Below are 19984 nucleotides of genomic sequence, written 5' to 3' on the forward strand. Positions count from 1 at the left end.
GAGGTAGAGCGTCTGTTTCGGCGCTTGAAAGGATTTCGCAGAATTTTCTCCCGCTTTGAAAAGCTCGATGTCATGTTCATCGGCTTCGTTAATTTTGCCCTGATCGTTGACGGACTGAGGTTGTGTTAACAGGCCCTAGCCTTTACTGGTTGGTTTCATCAACGCAAGGGACGGATTCTTGCCGTTAATTGGCCTTGCCTTGTTATCCCAAATTTTTCATAAACATTGCGTATCTGCGTTCTTACTGTATTGATCGAGACGCCACGTGCCTCGGCAATAGCCCTTGGGCTCAGCCCGTCTGTCAGCAGGATGGCGACTTCGGCTTCGGCGGTGGTGATGCCGAAGCCGGCTTCCATGGCTCTTGTCAGTTGTTCGTCGGTGTGTTGCAGGCCTCGGATGAGGATCAGCGCCTGAGGCCTGAAACCGAATGAGAACGTCGGTTGTGGCAGGGAAATGACATCTACCAGCAATGGGTGCAGCGGAGCATAGGCCGAGTGAATAAAGAAGTTGCGCAACAAGGGCGCGCCAGGTCGTGAGAGTCCTTGCACTGCAGCTGTTATTGCGTCTGTCAGTGCCCGCGCTTCATGCGGCAGTTCGGCGATCAACTTGCGGGCTTGCAACCGAAGATAGCGTCCTTCGGTAACCAACTGCTCTGCCTTTGGTGTCATGCCGATAACCTGTCCACGCTGATTGCATGCAAAGCCGGCGATGGACATCGCTTCAAGTGCGCCTGTGAGCAGTCTGGCTGCGTCGTCTTCGAGGAGCAGTTGCATGCGTACCGAGGCGCGCACGTGTGCTGCGAGTGAGGCAAAAAGCTGGCGTTGCTCGGGTCTGATGTGCCCTGTCTCCTCGCTGCGACAGACAGACAGGCCGACCAGCATGTCGGGACGTACGATTAGCGGTGTGAGGCAGATGTAGCCGATGCCGTGGTGCCGTGCCCATTTGTAATGGGGATGATGGCGTGCCTGTTCGGGTGTTATGAAGTCGGCTTCGGCCCGAACGACCAGTTCGGGTATGCATGACCCGGCCTTTACCCGAGGGTTGAGGGATGGGTCATGATAGCCGAGCTCTTCAAACTCTTTCGGTACTATCGGGTCGACGGTCCAAAGGTTGAATGGCGTTGCCATTGCGCCACCCAGCCCTATGAGTTGGCCGTACTCGGAACCGGTGGCATGGGCCAGACTCTCAAGTGCCTCATACCAACCGCCGGTCAGGGCCGCGTCGCCAAAACAGTCCACGATTTCCAGCCATTGCTCTTCATTGCGCACCATATCCCAGCCCTCAGTGTAACGCCGTTTCCTTCGACTTGAGTTTCATGGGCGTCGCGAGTGCGTCGCGCCCATGTATAGCTGATGTCGCATTGCCGCTATTACCAACGTTCATCTTGTCATCATTTTTGATGATGCGCATGCGCAAAGCCGGGGGATATTTTTGCCAAGCCTGCTCGTAATGTCATCGAGCCATAATCCAGGAAGGAAACCATGCCAATTTCATCGCATTTCGGTATAACCGCTCTCAAGCCAATTGCGCTCTTGCTGATCATATTCTCCCTTGCTGGCTGCCTCTCTGGCGGGGGTGGTTCGGGCGATTCTCCGCCGTCAGCCCAGGAGCCTACTGATCCTGATGAGCCCATAGGACCGCCGCAATCTCGGCTTGAGTTTGAAACCGAGCAGGGCGTATTCCGTGGTGTGGAGATGGACACCATGCTGGCTTTCCAAGGCATACGTTACGCCCGCGAGCCAGTGCGCTTTACTCCGCCAGTTCCCGTTGGGCCAGAAGACCGGGTGGATGAAATCCAGCCCTTGAGTGCTGAGTTTGTAGAGCCTTGTGCCCAGCCACCGCGGAGGATCGAGAACGAGAATCAGGCGAGCGCGAACGAAGACTGTCTGTTCCTGAACGTCTATGCACCAGCCGAACTCAAAGATGCCGAGGTCATAGAGGCGTCGCGTCCGGTTATGGTCTGGATTCACGGTGGTGATTTCATCGGCGGCAGCGCTGGCGGTAAATACCATCCTGACCGCCTGGTCGAGCGCGGGGTTGTGGTGGTAACCATCAACTATCGAGTGGGAGCTCTGGGCATGCTTGCCCACCCCGCATTGACCGCTGAACAGAGCACTGCAGGGGAGCTCCCCGCAGTTAGCAACTACAGCATCATGGATCAGCAGGCCGCGCTGCAATGGGTGCGAGCAAACATCGGCGCTTTCGGTGGTGATCCTGGCAATGTCACTCTATTTGGCCAGTCTGCCGGCGGTCACAGCATACTCACTCACATGCTGTCGCCGGCATCTTCCGGTCTGTTCCATAAGGCCATAGTGCAAAGTGGCTCTTACCTCCCGGGCGCATTGCCCATCGAGCAAGCGGAGGCCTGGGGAGAGGAGCTGGCTATCGCAGTAGGCTGCGACGACCCTGATGAGGCCGAAGTGTTGCGGTGTCTGCGTGAAGAGGCTTCGCTGCAGGATATTCTTGATAACCAGCGGCACAGCTACAAGCCGGTCGCGAGCACAGCGACCCTGCCTGCTTTGTCGATTAGCGCCGGATTGGCTGATCCGCTGAATCAGGTGCCGACAATCATTGGTTTCAATCGTGACGAGGGGCGCGCTTACGCCGCGGTTAATGTTGTGGAAAGCGGCCCACTCGACGCAGACGCCTATCGAGCTCAAATAGCCATGCTGCTGGCGCCTGCTCCCCGTTTGGATGAAATAACAATCGCCGATGATTATCTGGAGTTGCAAAATGCTGCCACACCGGAGTTGCCATTGGCTGCAATATACAGCCTGGCCTATGCTGCCGTGCTTACCGACTGGAGTTTTGCCTGCAACGCAATATGGCAGGCAAATGCCTTGACCAATGCTGGGGGTGAGACCTGGGGTTATTGGTTCACCGACCGACTGAGCGATGCGCCCCTCGGCGAAGCTTTGCCCTTTTCACTGGGCGCGTCCCATGGTGCAGAGTTGCCCTATCTGATGTATTCCGAAGCGGAGCTGCTGAGCCGTAACGGCGTGGGCGAAACCGATGCAGACGATCACCTTAATCTGTCGAATCGTATGCTGGATTACTGGGCGCAGTTCGCTGCTGCTGGCAATCCCGATACGGTCGATGGTGTGGCGGCGGCCTGGCCTCGGTTTGAGGCATTACCTGCCGGCGAGCTACTGGAACTAACGTCACCAGAACCGGCATCTGCCGCGGTAAATGTCTACTATCCCTATCATCGCTGCGGCTACTGGGCTAACCCTCCTCTGGAATCTGTTCCTGCGCCTTGAGCTTTGCAGTCTGCCGTAGCTGCGGCAGCTTCCCTCGCTCTATTTGGCGAGGGAAGCTGGCAAGGCTTTGGTGGCGTAAACCCGAGGGAATTCACCTGTGACCCGACGCGGACGCCAAAAGCTTTAAAGAAGCTCCCGGCGCTGTCAGCGCAAACATTAACCGCGAACTAGCACAAGCCGGACGGCAGGCGGATATGCATGGCAACCGGCAGGTGGTCGGAAATGGCATGTGGCAGCACATCAACCTGCTCAACGCTGAGGCTGGGGCTAACGAGAATGTGGTCAAGTACACGCGCCGGCTTCCAGCTGGGATAGGTGCCGGGCAGGTCGGGGGCCTGGAGGTCTGCCCCTTTTAGTGGCGAGTGCTGCAGCAGATCTTCGGCGTGGGTGTTCATGTCGCCCATCAGGACGACGTGGCGGTGATCGGCGATGCGTTCGCGCACGTAGGCGAGCTGGTTGGCGCGGCCCTTGGTGCTCAGTGCCAGATGCATCATGACCACCAGCAATGACTCCTCACCCTGGCCGAACTGGGTCAGGATGGCGCCGCGGCCCGGCAGAATGCCCGGCAGCTTGTGGTCTTCCAGCAGGTCCGGCGCATAGCGGCTCAGGAGCCCGTTGGAGTGCTGGGCGAAGCGGCCAAGATTGCGGTTCAATTGCTGGTACCAGTAAGGGAAACCGCTTTCCCTGGCCAGATGCTCAACCTGATTGACGAAGCCTGAGCGCAGGCTTCCGCCGTCGACCTCCTGCAGGGCAACAAGGTCAAACTCGTTGAGCAGCTGGGCGACCTTGCCCAGCTGGTGCTGACGGCTGGCGCTGGGCAGCAGATGCTGCCAGCTGCGGGTCAGGTAGTGATGATACTTCTGGGTGTTGATGCCGACCTGAATGTTGAAGCTCAACAGGCGGAGGATTTCCGGGAGTGGGCGCTGCTCTGTCTGGCACTGGCTGTTGATCCGCAGCTCACCCGGCGCCATATGGCCCCGAGTGGTGCGGGTCGAGCTGATGTTGCCGACGGACAGCATGATTCAGCCCTGCTTGGCCTGGCGCTCCTGCTCGACCAGGTACTCGGCAATTTTCAGCATGTTCTCGAAGGTACCGGCCATCTTGCCTTCGATGCGGTACTTGCCATTGACGATCAGGCAGGGAACGCCGGTAGCACGGTAGTCGCGGGCAAGGCGGCCGGCCTGATCGACGCGGCTCTTCACGCCGAAGGACGACCAGGCGCGCTCGAATTCTTCGCTGCTGACGCCGTAGGGGGCAAGAAACTCAGCCATCGCTTCGGTGTTCTGCAGCGGGTTTTTTTCACGATGGATAGCGTTAAACACCGCGTTGTGCGTTTCTTCCAGCTTGCCGAGGCTGTCCAGCGTGTAGAACAGTTGGCCGTGGGTATTCCAGGCCCCACCGAACATCGCAGGCACCGGACGGAAGTTGACGTCTTCTGGCAGTGTCTTGGACCAGGCATCGATGGTTGGCTGGAAGGCATAGCAGTGTGAACAGCCATACCAGAACAGTTCAGCTACTTCGATTTTGTCAGGATCCTGGGTGGGCGCCGGAGTTGGCAGAACGACGTAGTGGACGCCTTCCTGGTAGGTAGTCTCTTGAGCCTGGGCCAGTGCAAAGCTGCCGAGCAGCCAGATCAGGGCAACGCTGAACAACACACGCATGTAGTTCTCCATTACGGGGTAGTGACAGATTTCAGACCCGACAGTAGAGCAAAGATTCCGCGATTACCAGACGTAACTGTGGCGCGGTATTACCGTAGTAAAGCGCGCATGCAAAAAGGGGTAGCCGATGGCTACCCCTTTTCATTGCAACACTGCGCGCGCTTAACGCAGGCCCTGGATATAGCTGGCAACAGCCTCGATATCCTTGTTGCTGAGGCGGCTGGCAACGGTGCGCATGATCATGCTGTCGCCGTCGTTGGTACGGTTGCCTTCGCGGAAGTCGGTCAGCTGTTTGGCAGTGTAAGCCGCGTGCTGGCCAGCCAGGTGCGGGTAGGCTGCCGGAGCGTTACCCTGACCGGTCGGGGAGTGGCAGCCGGTGCACGCAGGCAGGCCGGTTTCCAGGTTGCCGCCACGGAAGATTTCTTCGCCACGGGCTGCCAGCGCCGGATCAGCCACCCCGAGGGTGCCGGTCTGGGAGGCGTAATAGGCCGCCAGGTCAGCCATGTCCTGTTCGCTCATGCCGTCAAGAATGCCGGTCATCTCGATGACGTTGCGACGGCCTTCCTTGATGTCGGTGATCTGCTTGAGCAGGTAGCGCTCGCCCTGACCGGCCAGTTTCGGGAAGTTCGGTGCAGCGCTGTTGCCGTCTGCTCCGTGGCAGGCGCCGCAAACGGCAGCCTTGGCCTGGCCAGCTTCAGCATTGCCCTCAACAGCGTGCGCACCAGTGGCGACGCCCAGGGTCAACGCCAGACTAACGAGTAATTTATTCATCGGCTAATCCAATAACGGCTAAAAGAAAACGGTTGGCAGTGCCTGCAGTCCGGCCTTAATGACCGCGTTATCAAGGGCAGGCAGCCGTGATTGTTTGCCCCATGCTAGCCGCGCGCTGCGCAGGGTGCAATGGCTGAAATGCCGCACCCCGGGTCGCACCTGCGGCGCTTCTGGGTTCTCGGGCTGACCGACCATCACCCTGCGCCTGGGCGCGGGTCAATTGGTCAGTGCTTCCCATAACCGCGGCATTATATACTAAGCCTGCCGCAAACGTGAATGTCATCAGTGCCCGGCTTTGGTATGTCGGCCCAAACGGAAATCCCATGTCCTCGAGTACTCCACTTGTTTCTCTCTGCCAGCAGGCCACCTTTATCAAAAGCGCCAGTCTGGTTACCCAGTGCCCGCCTGATATCGGTCTGGAAGTGGCCTTTGCCGGACGCTCCAACGCCGGCAAGTCCAGCGCGCTCAATACGCTGACCCACGCCCGACTGGCGCGGACCTCCAAAACGCCTGGCCGCACGCAATTGATCAACTTCTTTCGGCTGGATGATGAGCGACGGCTGGTGGACCTGCCCGGTTACGGCTACGCCAAGGTGCCACTGGAATTGAAGGCGCACTGGCAACAGCATCTGGACGCCTATCTCACCGGCCGTCGCAGTCTGGCGGGCCTGGTGCTGGTCATGGATCTGCGTCATCCCCTGTCGGATTTCGACTGCATGATGCTGGAATGGGCTCGCAAGAGTGGCATCCCGGCCCATGTACTGCTGAGCAAGGCGGACAAGCTGGCCTATGGTGCGGCCAAGAACGAGCTGCTCAAGGTGCAGGCGAGAATGCGCAAGGAGCTGCGTTCCGATGCCACAGTGCAGCTGTTTTCATCACCCAAGCGCCAGGGGGTTGAGCAGGCGCATGAGGTGCTGGCTGGCTGGCTGTTCCCGCCGGAGGCAGAGGCTGGGCAGGAAGAGTTGGAGTCCTGATTCTCCGGAGTTGGCAAAAAAAACGTAAAAAAAACCCCGAGCTTCTATGGGGAGGGAGGCTCGGGGTTCAACTAACCGGGCTGTGCTAGGAAAGGGAGTGCCCGGTTTTTCTGCCAACACTAAATCACATCTAAGGAGCATGAATGGCTCTCAAGCCGTTCATAAGCTCTGACCGGGCAGGTTCGGGATAAGTTCAAAAAAAATTTTAGATGGGTTGGTTATGAAAACGGCAGCGCTTAGGCGCTGCCGTTTTCAGCCGCAAGCCGCAAGCCGCAAGCCGCAAGCCGCAAGCCGCAAGCCGCAAGCCGCAAGCCGCAAGCCGCAAGCCGCAAGCCGCAAGCCACAAGCCACAAGCCACAAGCCGCTCCGTGGTGAGTGATAGGGTTTAGCTTGAAGCTTGCGGCTCGGTCCAAAGGGCCGCCTTCAGTGCGCCTCGTCCCAGTTGTTGCCCACACCGACCTCGACCACCAGCGGCACGTCCAGGTCTGCGGCCTGGCCCATGCGCTCCTTGAGTCCCTGGCTGACGGCCTCAATCTGGTCTTCGCGCACTTCCAGCACCAGTTCGTCGTGGACCTGCATGATCACACGGGCGTCCAGCGCGCTGTCGTCAAGCCATTGGGCGACCTTGATCATGGCGCGCTTGATGATATCGGCAGCGGTGCCTTGCATCGGTGCGTTGATCGCGGTGCGCTCGGCAGCCTTGCGCATGGCCTGGTTCTTGGCATGAATTTCCGGCAGGTACAGGCGGCGACCGAACAGGGTTTCGACGTAGCCCTGCTCGCTGGCCTGCTCGCGGGTGCGTTCCATATAGCTCAGCACGCCCGGGTAGCGGGTGAAGTAGCGGTCAATGTAAGCCTGCGCCTGCTTGCGATCGACACCGATCTGTTTGGCCAGACCAAAGGCACTCATGCCGTAGATCAGGCCGAAGTTGATGGCCTTGGCGCTGCGGCGCTGGTCGGTGGTGACCTCCTCCAGGTCCACGCCGAATACCTCGGCAGCGGTTGCGCGGTGCACATCGAGATCATGGCGGAAGGCGTCCAGCAGACCGGCATCTTGTGCCAGATGCGCCATGATCCGCAGCTCGATCTGCGAGTAGTCCGCCGCCAGCAGTTTGTAGCCCTTTGGCGCGATAAAGGCCTGGCGAATGCGGCGGCCTTCGGCGGTGCGGATCGGGATGTTCTGCAGGTTCGGATCAGAGGACGACAGGCGCCCCGTTGCCGCCACCGCCTGATGATAGGAGGTATGGATGCGTCCGGTACGCGGGTTGATCTGCTCCGGCAGGCGGTCGGTGTAGGTGCTCTTGAGTTTGCTGACGCTGCGGTACTGCATGATCACCTGCGGCAGCTCGAAGCCTTGCTCGGCCAGCTCGGCTAGCACCGCCTCGGCGGTCGATGGCTGGCCCTTGGCGGTTTTCGACAGTACCGGCAGGCCCTGCTTTTCATACAGGATGGCGCCCAGTTGCTTGGGTGAGCCGAGGTTGAACTCCTCGCCGGCCAGCTCGAATGCTTGACGCTCCAGAGCGACCATTTTCTCGCCCAACTCGATGCTCTGTTCGCCGAGCAGTTTGGCATCGACCAGCGCACCGTTGCGTTCGATGCCGGCCAGGACCGGCATCAGCGGCATTTCGATTTCCTGCAGGACCTTGGCCAGCGATGGCTGTGGCTGCAGTTTGGCCCACAGGGCCTGGTGCAGGCGCAGGGTCACGTCGGCGTCTTCGGCGGCGTAGGGGCCGGCCTGTTCCAGTGCGATCTGATCAAAGGTCAGTTGCTTGCTGCCCTTGCCGGCGATGTCTTCGAACTTGATGGTGCTCTGGCCCAGATACTTGAGCGAGAGGCTGTCCATGTCGTGGCGGGTAGCGGTGGCATCGAGCACATAGGATTCGAGCATGGTATCGAAGGCGACGCCCTGCACGCGGATATCGTAATGGGCCAGCACATTGATGTCGTACTTGGCGTGCTGCGCGACCTTGGCCTTGTTCGGATCTTCCAGATAGGGCTTGAGCGCCGCCAGCACCGCGTTGCGGTCGAGCTGATCGGGAACGCCCATATAGCTGTGGGCGACCGGGATATAGGCGGCTTCGTTGGCTTCGACCGCCAGCGATACACCGACCAGTTCGGCGCGCTGGGCGTCAATGCTGGTGGTTTCGGTGTCAAAGGCGAACAGCTCGGCGTTCTCGAGCTTGTCGAGCCAGCGATCGAAATCGGCCTGTTCGGTGATGATCTCGTAGCGTTTCTCGGTTTCCGCGTTGTCGTCGTCAGCGCCATCGGCACTCGGGTCAGCCTTGGCTTCGCGCAACAGGTCGTCCAGCCAGGTCTTGAACTCCATCTCGCGGTACAGCGCGATCAACGTATCGCGGTCAACTTCGCCCGGCATCAGGGCATCGACCTTTACCTCCAGCTCAACGTCCAGTTTGATCGTTGCCAACTGATAGGAGAGGTAGGCCATCTCCTTGTGTTCCTGCAGCTTCTCGGGCAGCTTCTTGGCGCCGCGAATCGGCAGCTCGGGCACCTTGTCGAGACTGTTGTAGATGACGTCCAGGCCGCCGCCGACACCGGTCAGCAGGCCGAGCGCGGTTTTTTCGCCGACGCCGGGCACTCCGGGGATGTTGTCGACCTTGTCGCCCATCAGCGCCAGGTAGTCGATGATCAGCTCCGGCCCGATGCCGAATTTGTCGTGTACGCCCTGAATATCCATCACCGTATTGGTCATGGTGTTGACCAGCGTGATGTGCTCATCGACCAGTTGGGCCATGTCCTTGTCGCCGGTAGAGATCACGACCTCCCGGCCGGCGTCGGCGCTCTGCCTGGCCAGGGTGCCGATCACGTCGTCAGCCTCTACGCCGTCCACGCACAGCAGCGGCAGGCCGAGCGCGCGCACCGCCGCGTGCAGGGGCTCGATCTGGGCACGCAGGTCGTCGGGCATGGGCGGGCGATGTGACTTGTACTGCTCGAACATCTCGTCGCGGAAGGTCGGGCCCTTGGCGTCGAAAACCACGGCAAAGGGGCTTTTCGGGTACTGCTTGCGCAAACTCTTGAGCATGTTCAGAACGCCCTTGACCGCGCCGGTGGGCTGGCCCTTGCTGGTGGTCAGCGGCGGCAGAGCATGGAAGGCGCGATAAAGGTAGGACGAGCCGTCCACAAGAACGAGGGGGGTAGTGTCTGTCATGCGTCAGGTCAACATTTCGAAGGCCAATGGGGCTAGAATGAGTGCATCATTCATGCAAAGGACAAGACTATCATGATTCGCAAACTTGGCTTTGGATTGGCCGCGTTCCTGATGTTGGGCAGTGTTTCGGTCATGGCGCAGGACGCAGTTCCCACCGAACCCGAGGTCACCATCCGTCAGGAAGGCGATCGTTCCGTTGAGGAGTACCGGGTCAACGGCTTTCTCTATGCCATCAAGGTAACCCCCAAGACCGGCGCGCCCTATTACCTGGTGGCGGTGGATGAGGACGGCAACTACGTGCGTTCCGACCAGCCCAATGGCCTGCGTATTCCGTCGTGGAAAATCTTCGAGTGGTGAGCTGAGGCATGTCGGTTTTTACGCCGGTCAGTCGCGAGCAACTGGATGCCTTTCTTGACGGGTTTGAGGTCGGTCGGCTGATCGACGTTCAGGGCATTGAGGGCGGCAGCGAGAACAGCAACTTCTTCGTCAGCTGCACCGGCGGCGAGTTTGTGCTTACCCTGGTCGAGCGCGGCGATCCGCAAGGCCTGCCGTTTATCGTCGAATTGCTCGACTGCTTGCACCGGGCCGAGTTGTCGGTGCCCTATGCGGTCACCGATCGGCAGGGCGTGGCATTGCATCAGTTGAACGGTAAGCCCGCTATGCTGCAGCCACGGCTGGCCGGTCGGCATGTCGAGCGGCCGGATGCGGCGCATTGCGAGGCGGTCGGACGCTGGCTGGCACAAATGCATGCAGCCACGGCCGCCAGTTCGCTGGAACGAACCAGTGAGCGCGGGCTGGCATGGATGCAGGATCAGCTTCCACGGCTGTCTGCCCGGCAGTCTGCCGATCTGGAGAGCCTGTTGCAGGCGCTGCTGGATCGGATCGTTGCCTGGCGGCAGCAGGCGCCCGATCTGCCCCGTGCGGTACTGCATGCCGACTTGTTCCGTGACAACGTCATGTTTGACGGCCATCACCTGAGTGGGGTGATCGATTTCTACAACGCCGCCAGCGGCTGGGCACTCTATGACGTGGCCATTGCAGTGAACGACTGGTGTCTGGATGAATCCGGCGGGCTGGAGCCACGCCTCACTCGCAACTTGCTGGCGGGCTATGCCTCCCTGCGACGTTTTACCCCTGCCGAACAGGAGTGCTGGCCGGACATGTTGCGGCTGGCTGCGCTGCGCTTCTGGCTGTCGCGGCATATCGCTGCGGAGCAGCATGCCGGGCAGCCCGGCGTGCTGGTCAAGGATCCGGAGCATTTTTTGCAGCTGCTGCGGCGGCATCAGCAGGTCGATATCGGCTTGCCGCTTGCGCTTTAGCCGCCGCTCGGGTGAACCGCGCAGCGGTCGCGGGGTCATAGCGCAGTAGTGTCTACTGCCCTTTAACCCTGTTGCGGAGTGTCTGCTGCATGCTGACCGCCCACCTGCCGTCCGGCTACGTGCTCTCCAGCTATCTGCTGGATCGGTTGCGGCGAGCGCCTGCAAAGGCATCCTGGTTGCTTGCGGCCGGCGTGCTCGGTGGTATCGCGCCCGACTTCGATATGTTCTATTTTCACTTCGTGGATATGGGCATGAAGCACCACCATCGCTATCCCAGCCACTGGCCGTTGCTGTGGTTCTGTCTTTTGGCTGTTGCGCTGCTTTGGACGCGGTGGCGACGACGTGCGCCGGGTGGCTGGTTGCTGCTGGCCTTCAGTCTGGGCGGAATGCTGCATGTGCTGCTTGATACCCTGGCGGGCGACATCTGGTGGCTGGCACCCTTTGTTGACCAGCGTTACTCACTGGTCACCGTCACGGCGCGCTACAAACCCTGGTGGCTGAACTTTGTCATTCACTGGGTATTTCTGGTTGAGCTGGCGATCTGGGGATGGGCGTTGTGGCGCTGGCGTATCAGGCAGCGCTGGATGCCGTCGGCAAGCGGGCCCATTGCTGGGCCCTGAGATGTTGCTGAATCAGAACATCCAGCCTGTCGGGTTCGGGTGCGCCTGTTGGCTGTCCAGCGCCTTCATGCCTTTGATGCAGCGGACAATCAGCCATACCATCCAGAACAGCAGGACCAGCCAGCCGATCACAACGACAGACAGGAGCGCGCCAATCAGGATGTACAGCGCACCGATCCAGAAAGTGCGGATCTGGAACTGGTAATGGCTCTTGAGCCAGTCCGGTGCGCCGTCCTTGTTGACATAGGCCAGGACCACGCCAATGATGCCGGTGATACCAATAACCAGGCCCACAAGCTAGAGGATGTAGACGATTTTGGCGGAGCCGGTGTCGGTAGAGGAGTTGGGGACAGTTGTGTCAGTCATGCGTGCTTCCTTGTTGCCTGCTGTTGTTGATGTTTACTGCGTGTGTGCCGATCGCGGTTTCTGGTGCTGCGATCAGCGGGTTACGGTCCAGCCAGCGTCTGTTTCTGCCAGGGTGATGCTGGAGCGCTGAACATTGCGACCAATGAGGGGCGCGGTAAGGTCAACCTCCACATCGCAGCGGTAAACGTCGTCGCGCACCTCATCGCAGCCATGCAGCGTTACGTCGTGGATTTCGGTGCGCATGGCTTTTGCCATGTCCGCGCCAACCATGCTGGTGACAGCGCTGTTGGTCTGCTCCAGTTCCTTCTCCATCATGGCCTGGATATCGCCCTCCGAGGGCCCGCCGGAACATGCGGTCAGGGCGATGGCGCTGACGGCCAGAAAAAGATGCTTGGTAGTTGTGAGCATGCAGGTTGTCCTTAACGTGGCGGGCGGGAACTAGTATGACCAACTGTTCAGGGCGGATGCCCCGATCAGGTGTGTGCTTGAGCAGGGGATGAGCAGGTCAGTGGCGGTACCTGCAAACTTCAGGGGCGGCTGAAATCGCATCTGATGTCCTTATCATCTTGCTCCGGGTAGAGCGTTAATTTCATGGCGTTTGGCGCGCGACATCGATGCGAGTCGCAGGTGCTGGCAGCCTCTGGGTCGAATTTGTCAGCAAGTCTGTCGGCAAGGTTAAGGCATTTTGATATTGCAGGTCTACAAATTGGCGTCAGCAAATTGCCTTTTGTCTGCACATGGACCGAACGCCGTGTCAGGGCATGGCGTTCGGTTTGTTTCGAAGCGGCGTCAGAGCTCAGAGTTTCGTCAGGCAGCCGGCCAGGTGGTCTGTGAGGTTGGTCAGTAATGTGACATAGCCGTCCGCACCAACTGCAATGTCGGCGCCCAGAGGATCAAGCTGGGCGGTTTCGACCGGCAGGCCTTCGGTCAGGCTGGCAATCAGCCGCGGGGTGAACTGGGGTTCGCTGAATACGCAGGCGCGGCCCGCGCTGCGCAGGTCTTCACGCAGCTCGTTGACGTGCCGTGCGCCCGGCTGGATCTCGTGGGCCAGACTGAATACGCCGCGGTGTTCGATGCCGAGGTATTCCTCCAGATAGCCGTAACCATCGTGGAAGACGAAGTAGGGCTTGTTCTTGAGCGGGGCGAAGCGTGTGCGTAGTTGCGCCTGCAAGGCACTGAGCTGTTGCTCGAACCGATGCAGGTTGGCGTCCAGACGAGCTTCCTGTTCCGGGTAGAGCGGTGCCAGGTCGGTCTTCATCCAGCGTGCCAGCGTCAATGCGTTGTCGGGTGACAGCCAGATGTGCGGGTCGAGGCTGTTGGCGTCGTGATCGTGGCTGTGGTGGTCGTCGGCGTGTTCCTCGTCGAATTCGCGCAGGGTGAGATTGGCAACCGCCATCAGTTCGCGGGCCCGGGCATTGTCGTGCAGCAGGCTGTCAAGGAAGCGCTCAAGGTCGGGGCCTATCCAGTAAATACGCTCCGCCTCGGCAAGGGCGCGGCGATCGGAAGGTCTGAGTGCGAAGGCGTGTGGTGATACGCCCGGTGGCAGCAGTACTGCGGGCTCGTCGATACCGTCGAGCAGAGCGGCTGTGATCTGCTGGATTGGCTTGATGCTGGTCAGAATGCGGCTGTCTGCCATTGACGGAAAAGACAGCAGCAGGCCGGCTGCCAGGGCCAGCAGGGAACGGATCGACATGGGGGAATACCTCGGGAAGCAGAGTTGTTATATGATAACAGGTCATTGACCTCTGAAAAGTCCCGCTTGTCATTCGACTGCGGTACGCAGCCAGCGAGGCGTCAGCATGAGCGACTCCACTACCCTTCCCGATCCGCAGCAGCCGCACAACCACGCGCATTGTGTCAGTCATGCACTGAGTGCAGCCGAACAGGTGTGCGCCCGTGATGGCGTGCGTTTCACCGCCTTGCGCAAGCGTGTGCTTGAGCTGGTTTGGCAAAGCCATAAGCCCCTGGGGGCTTACGATATTCTGGAAACCCTGTCACGCGACGATGGTCGCCGTGCGGCGCCGCCGACGGTTTACCGGGCGCTCGACTTTCTGCAGGAGCAGGGGCTGGTGCATCGCATTGCCTCGCTCAATGCCTTCATCGGCTGCCCGAGTCCGGAGCACCGCCATCAGGGCCATTTTCTGATCTGCCTTAACTGCCATATTGCCATCGAACTGGAGGAAGCCGGGATCAGTGATGCCATCGCGGCAGCTGCCACAACCCACGGCTTTTCTGTCAGCAGTGAAACGGTCGAAATCAGCGGGCTGTGTGCCCAGTGTCAGGCGGCAGCATGAGCGTCGAGCTGCTGTCTCTCGGCAACGTCAGTCTGCGGCTGAATGCAACCGACGTGCTGGAGGGTGTGAACCTGAGCGTCAGGCGTGGCGAGATTGTCACGCTGATAGGTCCCAATGGTGCCGGCAAGACCAGCCTGGTGCGGATCGTGCTCGGCCTGCTCAAGGCGAGTGGGGGCAAGGTCTGGCGCCAGCCGCGCCTGCGCATCGGCTACATGCCGCAGAAGCTGCAGATCGATCCGTCGCTGCCACTGACGGTACTGCGTTTTCTGCTGCTGGTGCCCGGTACCAGACGCCCGGCAGTCGAGGCGGCGCTGGCTGAAGTCGGCGCCGAGCACCTGATCGCACGGCCGCTGCAGCAGGTATCCGGTGGCGAACTGCAACGCATCCTGCTGGCGCGGGCACTGCTGCGCCAGCCCGATCTGCTGGTGCTCGATGAGCCGGTACAGGGCGTCGACGTCAATGGCCAGATCGAGCTGTATCAACTCATTACCCGGTTGCGTGATCGCTACGGCTGCGGCGTGCTGATGGTCTCCCACGATCTGCATCTGGTCATGGCCACCACCAATACGGTGGTATGCCTCAATCGTCACGTCTGCTGCTCGGGCCATCCCGAGCAGGTCAGCCTGGACCCGGCCTTCGTTGCCATGTTTGGCGAGCAGGCCAGTGCGCTGGCGGTCTACAACCACCATCACGATCACGCCCATGACCTGCATGGCGAAGTCGTACCCCACGAACACAGCCACGGACCTGACTGCAAGCATGCCTGATTTTCTTGTTTACGCGCTGTTGGCCGGTCTGGCGCTGGCGCTGGTAGCCGGTCCGCTGGGTTCCTTTGTGGTCTGGCGGCGGATGGCCTATTTCGGCGATACGCTTTCGCACTCGGCGCTGCTGGGTGTGGCGCTCGGCATGTTGCTGGACATTAACCTGACGCTGGCGGTGACGGTGGGCTGCGTTCTGATCGCGGTACTGCTGGTGGCGTTGCAGCACAAGGAGTGGCTGGCCAGCGATACCCTGCTGGGGATTCTGGCGCACAGCACTCTGTCGCTCGGGCTGGTGGTGCTGGCGCTGACCGAAAACGTCCGGGTTGACCTGATGGCGTATCTGTTCGGGGATCTGCTCGCCATTAGTCTGAATGAACTCGGCTGGATGCTGGGTGGCCTGATGGTCGTGCTGGTCCTGATGAGTCTGCTTTGGCGCAGTCTGCTGTCGATTACCGTGCATGAGGAGCTGGCGCGGGTTGAGGGGTTGCCGGTCACGGCGATCCGGCTTGCCTTGATGCTGCTGATCGCCATCGTCATTGCGGTGGCGATGAAGGTGGTGGGCGTACTGCTGATCACCTCGCTGCTGATTATTCCGCCGGCGGCGGCCCAGCGTCATGCCCGAACACCGGAGCAGATGGCGCTGGGTGCCAGTGTGCTGGGCATGCTGGCGGTACTCGGTGGACTGGCGTTGTCCTGGCAGCTGGATACCCCGGCGGGTCCCTCCATCGTGGTCTGCGCGGCTGGCATGTTCATGCTGGCGCTGGCGATTCCTCGCCGCGCCTGAGCGGCTTCTATTCGGCGCCGATGATCCGAGGTAGCCACTGGGCCAGCTTTTCGGTGTTCAGTGGCGGGCGGATAAAGCCGACGTAGCGGCCGTTCGGGTCGACGATGACGACCTGGCCGCTGTGATCGACCAGGTAATTTTCGCTGCTGGTGTCCGGTTCGATATAGGCAATCGACAGGGCCTTGGCCAGTGTTGCCAGTTGCTCGGACTCGCCGGTTGCGCCAGCGAAGCCGGCGCTGAAGAAGTTCAGATAGGTCGTGATCTGTTCTGGTGTGTCGCGGTTGGGATCAACGCTGACAAAGGTGACCTGCAATTGGCTGCGAGTGGCCTCGGGCAGTTTCTGCATCAATTGGCGCAATTCGGCCAGTGTGGTCGGGCAGATGTCCGGACAGAAGGTATAGCCAAAGAACAGCAAATCCCACTGGCCGGTCAGGTTATCCCGTCCCCAGGGCTGGTCTGCTGCGGATCGCAGGCTGACATCGGGTATGGGGCGGGGGCTGTCGAACAGATAGACGCCCGCTTCCTGCAGCGCGGTGCGATCCAGCGGCGCCGGTTGCGTCACCTTGTTGACGACTGCTCCCACTACCAGCGCAATGCTGGCCACACATACCAGTACGGTTTTCTGTACCCCGGTCAAAGCCATCCAGCCACCTCGATATAGTGGTCCAGCAACAGGGCTACAAACAGCCACAGCAGGTACCACAGTGAATACTTGAAGGTCTTGATGGCCGCGTGCGGACGGCTGTCACGCAGCAGGGCGACAGCCCAGTCGATAAAGCGCAGGCCCAGCGCCACCGCGGCCACCAGATAGAGCGGGCCGCTCATGTGAATCACGAACGGCAACAGGCTCACAGCGAGCAGGATAAAGGTATACAGCAGAATGTGCAGCTTGGTGTAGTGCTCGCCGTGGGTAACCGGCAGCATCGGGATGTCGACCTTGGCATATTCTGCCTTGCGGTGGATGGCCAGCGCCCAGAAGTGCGGGGGTGTCCAGGCGAAGATGATCAACACCAGCAGCAGACCTTCGGCCTGAATCTGTCCGGTGACGGCGGTCCAGCCAAGCAGCGGCGGTGCTGCGCCGGCGACGCCGCCAATGACGATGTTCTGCGGCGTTGCGCGCTTGAGAAAGGCCGTGTAAATCAGTGCATAGCCGAGCAGCGACGCCAGTGTCAGCAGCGCCGTGAGCGTGTTGGTCCATGACAGCAGGACCGCCAGTCCGGCGCTGCCGAGCAGGATGGCGAACAGCACCGCGTTCAGCGGTTCGACGCGGCCTTGCGCCAGTGGGCGCCGCTGGGTGCGGGCCATATGAATGTCAATCCGGCGGTCGACCACATGGTTGATCGTCGCTGCCGACCCGGCGCACAGGGCAATGCCGAGGTTGCCCAGCAGCAGCGTGCTCCAGGGCACCGCCTGCTCGCTGGCCAGCAGCATGCCGATGGCCGAGGTGATGATCATCAAAGCCACCACCTTCGGCTTGGTCAGCTCCAGATAGTCGCGCCAGCCGGCTCGGACCGGCACCGCTTGAGAGAGGCTCGCCATGGTCTGTTCCCCCTGTCGGTGCGTGCTGCGCACCTGTGTTGTTGTGTCTGGAGTATGGATGCCTCAGGCGTGACTCGCCAGTGAACGCCGTGGTCGTGCCTCCAGTCGGACACGCACCGTTGCCGGCGCACGCACACGATAGTTGACGGCCAGTGTGCACAGCAGCAGGAGCGCCGCCATGCCGTTATGCGCCACAGCTACCGCCAATGGCAGCGCCGCCAGTACGTTGGTGATGCCCAGGCCGACCTGGGCAGTCAGTGCCAGGCACAGCAGCAGCGCCAGACCGTGCAGGCGTGCGCGCCAGAGTTGCCAGCCGAGCAGCAGCACAACGAACGTGGTGAGCAATGCGCCAAGGCGGTGGGTGAAATGGATCGCTGTCCGCCCCGGGCCTTCCAGCATGCCGCCCAGGTAGTTCGGGCCGATCTCCTGATGCAGCAGGTTGAAGCCGGTGTGGAAGTCCATCTCCGGCCACCATTCCCCGTGGCAGGTCGGCAGGTCGATGCAGGCCACTGCGGCATAGTTGGTGCTGGTCCAGCCGCCGAGCATGATTTGCAGGATCACCACCGCAAGTGCAAAGCGCGTCAGCAGGCGCAGTCTGGTGAGCGAGCGGGTGGGATGGAGTGCCGGTAGCCGGCCCGACAGGCGCAGTACCAGTAGCAACAGCAGGCTCAGGGTCGCGAAGCCGCCCAGCAGATGGGCTGTGACGACCTGCGGCCAGAGCTTGAGGGTCACGGTCCACATGCCGAACAGTGCCTGGCAGACGACAAGGGCAAGCAGCCCGACACACAGGCCGGTCGGGTAGCCGGGGTCGCGGCGCTGTCGGATACCAATCACGGCCAGGCCCAGAATCAGCAAGCCGAGGGTGCCGGCTGCGTAGCGGTGAATCATCTCCGCCCAAGCCTTGAAGGCTTCGACCGGGTCGTCCGGGAAGCGCAGCTGCGCCGTTTCCAGCGCATGATCGCTTTGCGGTACGGTCAGAAAGCCGTAGCAGCCTGGCCAGTCCGGGCAGCCGAGTCCGGCGTGTACCAGCCGGGTGTAGGCACCGAGGATGACGACGATAAAGCACAGCAGCAGCCCTGCCAGTGCCAGGTTGTAGCCAGGTTTGCGCATGGCTCAGCCCACCTTCGAGAGTTTCAGCAGACGCTTGAGGTCATCAAGCAGGTCTTTGCCTGGCTGACCGGCACTGTGATGCAGCACCACACGGCCGAGTGGGTCGACCAGCCAGAGCTGCGGTCCGATCAGCCAGCTGTCTGGCTGGGTCTGCAGGCTGTGAAGATAGGCATTGCTGTCGAAGTGAGTACGCTGCAGGCGCGGAAATTCGGTTTCCAGCCGGGCCAGTTCATCGTCGCGCAGGGCGACCGGCGAGGCTAGGACATGCTCGACGCGGTCCGCTTCGCGGCCGACAGCCACATTGATCTGCCGGGCTTCGTGGATCAGCGCCATACATTCGCGTTCGCAGGCGCCGGTGTGGGTAACCAGCAGCCGCCAGGGTGCGCCATAGCCGATTGGCTCCAGCGCCAGTTGCCAGTCGCTGACCTGAATGGCCGGCTCGACCAGGGCGGATTTGTTTGAATGTGCCTGCGGCACACCGATGCCGAAGTGCGCCATCAGCGCGGCGATCAGAATGGGTACAACCACGACACCGATGACGGCGAGCAGCTTTAGCTGGCCGCGTGGGCGTTGCCGGGTCCGGTCAGGCTCGGTCAGGCTCATCATTATTATTCCCCCGATGGTCGGGCCGGAAACCGGCCCAGATAAACAAAGCGATCAGCGCCGCAGCGAGGCTGAACCACTGGACGGCATACCCGGTATGTCTGCTTGCGCTCATCGGCAGCGCTGGCCAGTCGAGTTGCAGTGCTGCCGATGAACCGTCCCCGGTCAAGCGGACGCTCCAGTCCTGCAGCGCAATACCGGACTGCAGGCGCAAGGCTGTCAGGTCAAGCTGGGCTACCACGCAGTTGGCAGTGCCAGCTGCGCAACGCCGGCTACCCGGGCGCCAGCCGGTGCCGTTGTCTGGCAGCTTCTCTGCCAGCAGCTGCAGTTCTCCCGACGGCGTCTCGATCTGCGGCGCCTGACGGCGGTCCGGCCAGGGCAGCCAGCCGCGGTTAACCAGCAACCATTGGCCACTGGTGTCCTGAAAGGCCTGCAACACTTCTACCCCGGCTCGGCCGTCGCGGGTGCGATTGTCGAGCAGCCATGTGTGCCGAGCCTCCAGCTGCCCGCGCAGAATCAGCGGTTGCCAGTCAGACGGCCGCGTTTGCGCGAACGCAGACAGTGGCATCGCCGGGGCCTGATGCAATGCATCAACCGACGCCTGCATGGCCTGCTTTTCTGTCGCGCGCTGCAGTTGCCAGCTGCCGAGTCCGAGCAGAACCGGCAGCAGCGTCAGTGTGAACACCCACAGCGGCCAGCCAGGTGCAAAGCGGCGGCCACTGCGGCTGGAATCAGCGAGCAGCATGGTGCGTCCTCG

Annotated in this window: 21 protein-coding genes and 1 pseudogene; 9 read left to right on the forward strand and 13 right to left on the reverse strand. The window is 61.0% G+C overall.

The annotated features are described in order from the left end of the window. Positions 1-129 (forward strand): annotated as a pseudogene (locus AC13EY_RS18675) (IS5-like element ISCARN85 family transposase); the annotation flags it as partial. A gap of 29 nt (positions 130-158) precedes the next feature. Here the strand turns inward: AC13EY_RS18675 and AC13EY_RS18680 are convergent. Beyond that, positions 159-1271 carry a helix-turn-helix transcriptional regulator gene (locus tag AC13EY_RS18680; protein ID WP_228245610.1) on the reverse strand — a complete coding sequence of 371 codons (1113 nt, stop codon included), beginning with the start codon at positions 1269-1271 and terminating at the stop codon, positions 159-161. Positions 1272-1481: 210 nt separating this feature from the next. Here AC13EY_RS18680 and AC13EY_RS18685 point away from each other — a divergent pair, with 210 nt between their 5' ends. Further along, positions 1482-3260 carry a carboxylesterase/lipase family protein gene (locus AC13EY_RS18685; RefSeq protein WP_228245611.1) on the forward strand — a complete coding sequence of 593 codons (1779 nt, stop codon included), beginning with the start codon at positions 1482-1484 and terminating at the stop codon, positions 3258-3260. Positions 3261-3427: 167 nt separating this feature from the next. Here the strand turns inward: AC13EY_RS18685 and AC13EY_RS18690 are convergent, their stop codons facing one another. The 3 genes from AC13EY_RS18690 to AC13EY_RS18700 form a co-directional block, all read right to left on the reverse strand. Beyond that, on the reverse strand, positions 3428-4231 hold the full coding sequence (locus AC13EY_RS18690) for an endonuclease/exonuclease/phosphatase family protein (RefSeq protein ID WP_228245758.1): 804 nt from the start codon (positions 4229-4231) through the stop codon (positions 3428-3430). A 51-nt stretch (positions 4232-4282) separates the two neighbouring features. Then, a complete protein-coding gene (locus AC13EY_RS18695; RefSeq protein ID WP_228245612.1) occupies positions 4283-4921 on the reverse strand; it encodes a thiol:disulfide interchange protein DsbA/DsbL in 639 nt (212 codons plus the stop codon). Between the two features lie 162 nt (positions 4922-5083). Further along, positions 5084-5692 carry a c-type cytochrome gene (locus AC13EY_RS18700; RefSeq protein ID WP_088276918.1) on the reverse strand — a complete coding sequence of 203 codons (609 nt, stop codon included), beginning with the start codon at positions 5690-5692 and terminating at the stop codon, positions 5084-5086. A gap of 323 nt (positions 5693-6015) precedes the next feature. On the opposite strand from AC13EY_RS18700, the gene yihA reads away from it, so the two are divergent. Then, entirely contained in the window at positions 6016-6666 is a 651-nt protein-coding gene (gene yihA, locus AC13EY_RS18705; RefSeq protein WP_228245613.1) for a ribosome biogenesis GTP-binding protein YihA/YsxC, read from the forward strand. A gap of 423 nt (positions 6667-7089) precedes the next feature. Here yihA and polA read toward each other — a convergent pair whose 3' ends face one another. After that, the gene (gene polA, locus AC13EY_RS18710) at positions 7090-9831 is read right to left on the reverse strand and encodes a DNA polymerase I (protein WP_228245614.1); all 2742 of its coding nucleotides are present in this window, start codon (positions 9829-9831) and stop codon (positions 7090-7092) included. A gap of 72 nt (positions 9832-9903) precedes the next feature. Between polA and AC13EY_RS18715 the strand changes: the two genes are divergently transcribed. The 3 genes from AC13EY_RS18715 (at position 9904) to AC13EY_RS18725 (ending at position 11770) form a co-directional block, all read left to right on the forward strand. Beyond that, on the forward strand, positions 9904-10188 hold the full coding sequence (locus tag AC13EY_RS18715) for a DUF2782 domain-containing protein (protein WP_228245615.1): 285 nt from the start codon (positions 9904-9906) through the stop codon (positions 10186-10188). An 8-nt stretch (positions 10189-10196) separates the two neighbouring features. After that, positions 10197-11150, forward strand: a complete 954-nt coding sequence (locus AC13EY_RS18720) for a homoserine kinase (protein WP_228245616.1) — start codon at positions 10197-10199, stop codon at positions 11148-11150. An 89-nt stretch (positions 11151-11239) separates the two neighbouring features. Further along, the gene (locus AC13EY_RS18725) at positions 11240-11770 is read left to right on the forward strand and encodes a metal-dependent hydrolase (protein ID WP_228245617.1); all 531 of its coding nucleotides are present in this window, start codon (positions 11240-11242) and stop codon (positions 11768-11770) included. 12 nt (positions 11771-11782) lie between these two features. Here AC13EY_RS18725 and AC13EY_RS18730 read toward each other — a convergent pair whose 3' ends face one another. The 3 genes from AC13EY_RS18730 to AC13EY_RS18740 all read right to left on the reverse strand — a co-directional run bounded on the left by AC13EY_RS18730 (position 11783) and on the right by AC13EY_RS18740 (position 13829). Further along, positions 11783-12064, reverse strand: a complete 282-nt coding sequence (locus tag AC13EY_RS18730) for a DUF4870 family protein (RefSeq protein WP_228245618.1) — start codon at positions 12062-12064, stop codon at positions 11783-11785. 144 nt (positions 12065-12208) lie between these two features. Then, positions 12209-12544, reverse strand: a complete 336-nt coding sequence (locus tag AC13EY_RS18735; protein ID WP_228245619.1) for a hypothetical protein — start codon at positions 12542-12544, stop codon at positions 12209-12211. Between the two features lie 388 nt (positions 12545-12932). Then, positions 12933-13829 (reverse strand): zinc ABC transporter substrate-binding protein, encoded by an 897-nt coding sequence (locus AC13EY_RS18740; RefSeq protein ID WP_228245620.1) that lies wholly within the window; start codon positions 13827-13829, stop codon positions 12933-12935. 106 nt (positions 13830-13935) lie between these two features. Between AC13EY_RS18740 and AC13EY_RS18745 the strand changes: the two genes are divergently transcribed. The 3 genes from AC13EY_RS18745 to znuB are packed head-to-tail and all read left to right on the forward strand — an operon-like array spanning position 13936 to position 15975. Further along, positions 13936-14430, forward strand: coding sequence for a Fur family transcriptional regulator (locus tag AC13EY_RS18745; RefSeq protein WP_088276936.1), 495 nt, complete (start codon positions 13936-13938; stop codon positions 14428-14430). Further along, positions 14427-15197, forward strand: a complete 771-nt coding sequence (gene znuC, locus AC13EY_RS18750; protein ID WP_228245621.1) for a zinc ABC transporter ATP-binding protein ZnuC — start codon at positions 14427-14429, stop codon at positions 15195-15197. Before AC13EY_RS18745 ends, znuC begins: the two co-directional genes overlap by 4 nt. Further along, on the forward strand, positions 15190-15975 hold the full coding sequence (gene znuB / locus AC13EY_RS18755; protein WP_228245622.1) for a zinc ABC transporter permease subunit ZnuB: 786 nt from the start codon (positions 15190-15192) through the stop codon (positions 15973-15975). Before znuC ends, znuB begins: the two co-directional genes overlap by 8 nt. Before the next feature lie 7 nt (positions 15976-15982). Here the strand turns inward: znuB and AC13EY_RS18760 are convergent, their stop codons facing one another. From AC13EY_RS18760 to AC13EY_RS18780, 5 genes are all read right to left on the reverse strand, one after another. Beyond that, positions 15983-16612 (reverse strand): SCO family protein, encoded by a 630-nt coding sequence (locus AC13EY_RS18760; protein ID WP_228245759.1) that lies wholly within the window; start codon positions 16610-16612, stop codon positions 15983-15985. Further along, the gene (gene cyoE, locus AC13EY_RS18765; RefSeq protein ID WP_228245623.1) at positions 16609-17514 is read right to left on the reverse strand and encodes a heme o synthase; all 906 of its coding nucleotides are present in this window, start codon (positions 17512-17514) and stop codon (positions 16609-16611) included. The genes AC13EY_RS18760 and cyoE overlap by 4 nt, the downstream gene beginning before the upstream one ends. Positions 17515-17577: 63 nt before the next feature. Then, the gene (locus AC13EY_RS18770; protein ID WP_228245624.1) at positions 17578-18624 is read right to left on the reverse strand and encodes a COX15/CtaA family protein; all 1047 of its coding nucleotides are present in this window, start codon (positions 18622-18624) and stop codon (positions 17578-17580) included. 3 nt (positions 18625-18627) lie between these two features. Then, positions 18628-19230 carry a hypothetical protein gene (locus AC13EY_RS18775; protein ID WP_228245625.1) on the reverse strand — a complete coding sequence of 201 codons (603 nt, stop codon included), beginning with the start codon at positions 19228-19230 and terminating at the stop codon, positions 18628-18630. Next, positions 19208-19972, reverse strand: a complete 765-nt coding sequence (locus tag AC13EY_RS18780; protein ID WP_228245626.1) for an SURF1 family protein — start codon at positions 19970-19972, stop codon at positions 19208-19210. The genes AC13EY_RS18775 and AC13EY_RS18780 overlap by 23 nt, the downstream gene beginning before the upstream one ends. Between the last annotated feature and the right edge of the window lie 12 nt (positions 19973-19984).

This window comes from Halopseudomonas sp. L-58 (assembly GCF_056859475.1).